The sequence below is a fragment of the Rhodovulum sp. genome, from assembly GCF_011048875.1.
Lineage (GTDB): Bacteria > Pseudomonadota > Alphaproteobacteria > Rhodobacterales > Rhodobacteraceae > Rhodovulum > Rhodovulum tesquicola.
The window spans coordinates 1-5,244 of record NZ_DSDD01000105.1 but is presented as its reverse complement, the minus strand read 5'-3'; the positions used below and the strand labels follow the sequence as shown (position 1 = coordinate 5,244).

Below are 5,244 nucleotides of genomic sequence, written 5' to 3'. Positions count from 1 at the left end.
GGTCCCCGCCGGGCGGTTTGACGCGGGCGCCATTGCGGCCCATCCTGCACCGGACAACGGACAGGGGGATGCCGATGACCGGGGCCAGGACACCTACCGACGACAATGCCCGCCACGCCGCCAAAAAGACGTGCGAGCTTCCATGACCTTCGACCTGCCGCCCGACGACGCCCCGCCGCCGATGCCCGTGATCGACGTGCCGATGCTCGACCCAGTGCCGCCGCGCCGGGGACGGGCGTTGATGATCCAGGGCACCAGTTCGGATGTGGGGAAAAGCCTGCTGGTCGCGGGGCTGGCCCGTGCCTATACCCGGCGGGGCCTGAAGGTCGCGCCGTTCAAGGCGCAGAACATGTCGAACAACGCCGCGGTGACGGTGGACAGCGACCTGCCCCCCGGCCCGGATGGCGACACCCCGCGGGGCGAGATCGGCCGCGCGCAGGCGCTGCAGGCGCGAGCGGCGGGTCTGCCGCCATCGATTCACATGAACCCGGTCCTGCTGAAGCCGCAGGCGATGGTTGGCTCGCAGGTCGTGCTGCGCGGGCGAGCCTTGGGCAACTGGCCCGCGCGGCATTATCACAACCTCAAGCCGCTGCTGTTACCCGCGGTGATCGACAGCTACCGTCGGGTCGCGGCCGAGGCCGACCTGGTGCTGGTCGAGGGGGCCGGCGCGGGCACCGAAACCTGGCTGCGGCACTGCGACATCACCAACATGCGCCTGGCCGAAGAGGCCGACCTGCCGGTGGTGCTGCTGACCGACAACGACAGGGGCGGCGCGATGGCGGCCGTGGTCGGGTCGTGGCTGTTACACACCGAAGATGAGCGCGCACGGATCAAGGGGTTTCTGGTCAACAAGTTCCGCGGCTATTTCTCGCTTTACGAACCCGCCTGCAAGACGATCACCGAAACCACCGGCTGGCCGCTTCTGGGCGTGGCGCGCTGGTTCGACAGGGCCGCCCATCTGCCCGCCGAGGACGCGCTGGCGCTGGAGCGGCCGCAGAGGTCGGGCGGCGCGGGCCTTGTGATCGCTGTGCCGCAGATCGCGCGGGCCGCGAATTTCGACGATCTCGACCCACTGTCCTCGGAGCCGGGCGTCGATCTGCGCTGGGTCAAACCCGGCGAGCCGATTCCGGCCGAGGCCGATGTGGTGCTGCTGCCCGGCTCCAAGACGACCCGCCCCGCGCTGGAGGCGCTGCGCGCCGAGGGCTGGGATGTCGATATCCTGGCCCATGTGCGCCGGGGTGGCCGGGTGGTCGGCATCTGCGCGGGCTTCCAGATGCTGGGCCGTGCGGTGCGCGACCCCGACGGGATCGAGGGGTTGGCGGGCGAAACGCCGGGCCTTGGCCTTCTGGATATCGAGACGACGATGACGCCCGAGAAACGGCTGGTCGAGATCGACGCCGAGGATGCGCTCAGCGGCGAGCGCGTCACCGGCTATGAGATGCATATGGGTCGGACCGAGGGCGCAGCGCTCGACCGCCCCTGGCTGCGGCTGAACGGAGTGGCCGAGGGCGCGGTGTCCGCCGATGGCCGCGTGATGGGCGCCTATGTGCACGGGCTCTTCGGGGCGGACGGCTTCCGGCGGCACTGGCTGACCGCGATGGGCGGGCGCGCCTCGGGCCTCGACTACGAGGCGCAGGTCGAAGGCGCGCTCGACGCGCTGGCCGACCAGTTGGAACACGACCTGGACCTCGACGCGCTCCTTGCGCTGGCGCGATGACCGCAAAACGGCTGATGGTGCTTGGCACCGGATCGGACGTGGGCAAGAGCCTGCTGGTCGCGGGCCTGTGCCGCGGCTGGGCGCGCCGCGGCCTGAAGGTCGCGCCGTTCAAGGCGCAGAACATGTCGAACAACGCCGCCGTCACCGCCGATGGGGGCGAGATCGGCCGGGCGCAGGCCTTGCAGGCGCGCGCGGCGGGCGTGCCGCTGACGGTGCACATGAACCCGGTGCTGCTGAAACCGGAAACGGATGTGGACGCGCAGGTTGTGGTGCAGGGCCGCGTGTTGGGCCGGTATTCGGCCAGCGCCTATCAGCGGCTGAAGCCCGAGCTTCGCGGTGCGGTCTGCGCCAGCCTCGACACCCTCTCGGCGACCCATGACCTGGTGCTGGTCGAGGGCGCGGGCAGCGGAGCCGAGAGGTATCTGCGCCCGCGGGACATCTCGAACATGGGGCTGGCCGAGGCCGCCGATCTGCCCGTGGTACTAGTGGGTGACGAATCGCGCGGCGGCGTCACGGCGGCGGCGATCGGGCATCACCGGCTGTGGACCGCGTCGGAACGCGCCCGTGTCGCCGGCGTCATCGTCAACAAGTTCCGCGGCGATCCGGGTGTCTTCGCCCCTGCGGCCGAGGATATCCTGACCGAGACCGGTTGGCCCGTGCTGGGCCTTCTGCGCTGGTCCGACGCCGCGCGTGCGCTGCCCGAGGAGGATTCGCTGGGCTTCGGGCGCAAACGGGGTGCGGGGAGCGGTCTGGTCGTCGCCGTGCCGGAACTGCCGCGGATGGCGAATTTCGATGACCTCGACCCGCTGGCGGCCGAGTCCGGCGTCGATCTTCGCTGGATCCGTCCGGGCCAGCCGATTCCCGGGGACGCGGATGTCGTCCTTCTGCTCGGTTCCAAGGCAACACGATCAGCGCTTGAGACCTTGCGGGCCGAGGGCTGGGACATCGACATCCGCGCCCATATTCGGCGCGGCGGACGGGTGGTCGGCCTGTGCGCGGGGTTCCAGATGCTGGGCCACATGGTGCGTGACCCTGACGGCATCGAGGGGCCGCCCGGAGCGAGCGCGGGGCTGGGTCTGCTTGACATCGACACGACCCTGACGGGCGATAAGCAGCTGGTCGAGATCGACGCACAGGACGCGATCAGCGGTGCGCGCGTCACCGGATACGAGATGCACATGGGGCGGACTGCGGGGCCGGGCCTCGACCGGCCTTGGCTGCGGCTGGACGGGCGGGCCGAAGGTGCCGTTTCGCAGGACGGCAAGGTCATGGGCAGCTACCTGCACGGGCTGTTCGGTGCGGACGCGTTTCGCGCGCATTGGCTTAGGGCGATGGGCGGGATGGCGGCCGGGACGGATCATGCCGCACGGCTCGACGCCGCCCTGAACGCCTTCGCCGACGAGATCGAGGCCGATCTCGATCTCGACCGGCTGCTGGCCGCGGCGCGGTAGGCGCGTCAGCTTTGGGGCTCGGGCCAGGTCCGGTGAAGATCGTCGATCATGAAGGGATGGACATGCGCGCGTCCCTCGCGCAAATGTGGATGGCCGGACGGCAGGTCGTCATGGCGGTGCGGCAGAACCTGCGGATCGCCTGCGGGCCAGACCCGGGGGGCATCCCCGGCCCGGCCAGCGCGAGCCCCGCCAGACCGACAAGCGCCGCCCCTGCTCCCCCCCCCAGCGTCATCAGCGCCCTGGCCAGCGGATAGCAGACGGGCCAGCACCAATGGGACAGCGCGAACCGCGCGGCGAAGACCGCTGGCCGGTTCTCGGGGGTGGAGGACCGTCGCAACAGATGACCCGTCGGCGTCAGCACGTTGGAATGGCCCAGCCCGATGAACAGCCAGGCCAGCAGTAGAGCGCTCCGGCTCAGGCCCGCCGTGCCGATGGCCGGCGCGAGGCCCAGTAGTCCCGCAACCATCAGCGCGGCGCCCAGAAAGAGCGCATCGCAGGACAGCACCGCCAGGAGCAGCGCGGCGAGCGTCGGACCGAGGATGTTCTCCGGATCTCAGGCGAGCCGCGACAGCGCCAGCGCCGCGTGATGCCCCGCCAGATCATAGGGCAAAAGCCCCAGTGCGACGGTCGCCAGACCCGTTCCCAGCAGGGCCACGACCTGCGCGGCGAAGAGGTGGCGATAGGTCCGGTCGACGAGAATGTCGAACATGCGGCTTTACCCTGGCAAGGTGTTCCGGGATTTGCAGTGGCGACGCCGCACCTTAGTCCTCGCCTCCCCGTCCCGGCGGTTTCGGTCGGCGCACGGGCGGGTCAGTCTGCGGCTTTCCGGACCAGACTACAGGGTATTCCAGCCAGCGCTGGATGAAGTTCCAGGACTTGAAATAGCCGTCATGGGGCAGGATACAGGCCGAACAGTCCTTTCGGATCAGCCCGTTCCGGTCGGTGTAGACCTTGTAGGGACCGGGGCATTCATAGGCGATCAGCGGGCAGTAGCAGAACAGGCAATTGAACTCGCGCTGCACGCCCTTGTGGCAGGGCAGGAAGGGGCAGTCCGTGTTGGTGAAGCCCTTGAACCCTTCGTTCGTCGTCGTGTTCTTGGGTTGCATGGAACGCAACTCCTTTCGGCGACCCGACGGTTCGCGCATTCCCCGCACGGCCGACAGGCGCATGGGTGGCCTCCGCGACCCAAAGGGTTCGGGACAGCCTCTGACCAGGGTTGGGGACAGGAGGCGCCGGTGTGCGGGCGCGGCAAAGGGCCGGACCCGCATCCTGCCTCCGGGCCCGCCGCCCGGGGTCGGTTCGACGCTCTGGCAGGTCTCCTGGCTTGCGGGTCTCGGCCCTTTCATCCGCCTTCCCGGCTTCGGCGCCGGTGGCAATCGGACAAGGGCTCGCCGCTCACAGTTGCGGGGGCAGCGCCGGGTTCGCACCGGCTTCCCTTTTCACTCCCCTAGCGGGAGCACCAGAACGCCTCCGACACTGGCCGCAAGCAAAGCCACCGTCAAGCGGGCCGCGCGCCCTTGAGCCGCATCGGCAGGCCCGAGACGACGAGTTCCACCTCGTCCGCCATCAACGCCACGCGCTGGTTCAGCCAGCCCTGCGCATCGCGGAAGGCGCGCACCAGCGCATTCTCGGGCACGATGCCCATGCCGACCACGTTGCTGACAAGGATCACCGGGCTTCGCTGACGGGCAAGGGCTGCAAGCATGGTCTTCGCCTCCGGGTCCCAGTCCCGCTCCTCCATCATCAGGTTCGACAGCCACAGCGTCAGACAGTCGACCGGCCGCCGCCCGCGCCCGTCAGTGCGATCGAGCGCCCCTGCGAGGTCGAAAGGTTGCTCGACCGTGGTCCAGCCCTCCCCCTGATCGGAAATGTGCTTGGCGATCCGCGCGCGCATTTCCTCGTCCTCGGCGCGGGCGGAGGCGATGTAGGGTCGGGATTCATAACCGGAACATGACCACGGCAGCCAAGGCGGATGCGGACAGGAAGACCTTCGGGCACCTGTCGTAACGGGTCGCGACCCGTCGCCAGTCCTTGAGGCGGGCAAAGCTGTTCTCGATCCTGTGGCGCTTTCGATAG

At 69.3% G+C, this 5,244-nt stretch carries 4 protein-coding genes, 2 pseudogenes and 1 riboswitch; of the genes and pseudogenes, 2 read left to right on the top strand and 4 right to left on the bottom strand.

The window, feature by feature from the left end; genetic code table 11:
* Positions 1–202 precede the first annotated feature (202 nt).
* Entirely contained in the window at positions 203–1,717 is a 1,515-nt protein-coding gene (locus ENN83_RS03580) for a cobyric acid synthase (protein ID WP_287184198.1), read from the top strand.
* Entirely contained in the window at positions 1,714–3,168 is a 1,455-nt protein-coding gene (locus tag ENN83_RS03575) for a cobyric acid synthase (protein ID WP_287184195.1), read from the top strand. Before ENN83_RS03580 ends, ENN83_RS03575 begins: the two co-directional genes overlap by 4 nt.
* Positions 3,169–3,173: 5 nt before the next feature.
* Here the strand turns inward: ENN83_RS03575 and ENN83_RS03570 are convergent.
* From ENN83_RS03570 to ENN83_RS03555, 4 genes and pseudogenes are all read right to left on the bottom strand, one after another.
* A pseudogene (locus ENN83_RS03570) lies at positions 3,174–3,877 on the bottom strand (hypothetical protein).
* Between the two features lie 52 nt (positions 3,878–3,929).
* Positions 3,930–4,274, bottom strand: coding sequence for a cysteine-rich small domain-containing protein (locus tag ENN83_RS03565; RefSeq protein ID WP_287184194.1), 345 nt, complete (start codon positions 4,272–4,274; stop codon positions 3,930–3,932).
* Positions 4,275–4,460: 186 nt separating this feature from the next.
* Positions 4,461–4,647, bottom strand: a riboswitch (cobalamin riboswitch).
* Positions 4,648–4,666: 19 nt separating this feature from the next.
* The gene (locus tag ENN83_RS03560; RefSeq protein ID WP_287184197.1) at positions 4,667–5,092 is read right to left on the bottom strand and encodes a bifunctional adenosylcobinamide kinase/adenosylcobinamide-phosphate guanylyltransferase; all 426 of its coding nucleotides are present in this window, start codon (positions 5,090–5,092) and stop codon (positions 4,667–4,669) included.
* 13 nt (positions 5,093–5,105) lie between these two features.
* Positions 5,106–5,244: pseudogene (locus tag ENN83_RS03555) on the bottom strand (IS5/IS1182 family transposase); the annotation flags it as partial.

Coding starts and splice junctions, on each gene's coding strand:
- ENN83_RS03580 (WP_287184198.1), top strand. CDS start 203: ATGCTCGACCCAGTGCCGCCGCGCCGGGGACGGGCGTTGATGATCCAG.
- ENN83_RS03575 (WP_287184195.1), top strand. CDS start 1,714: ATGACCGCAAAACGGCTGATGGTGCTTGGCACCGGATCGGACGTGGGC.
- ENN83_RS03565 (WP_287184194.1), bottom strand. CDS start 4,274: ATGCAACCCAAGAACACGACGACGAACGAAGGGTTCAAGGGCTTCACC.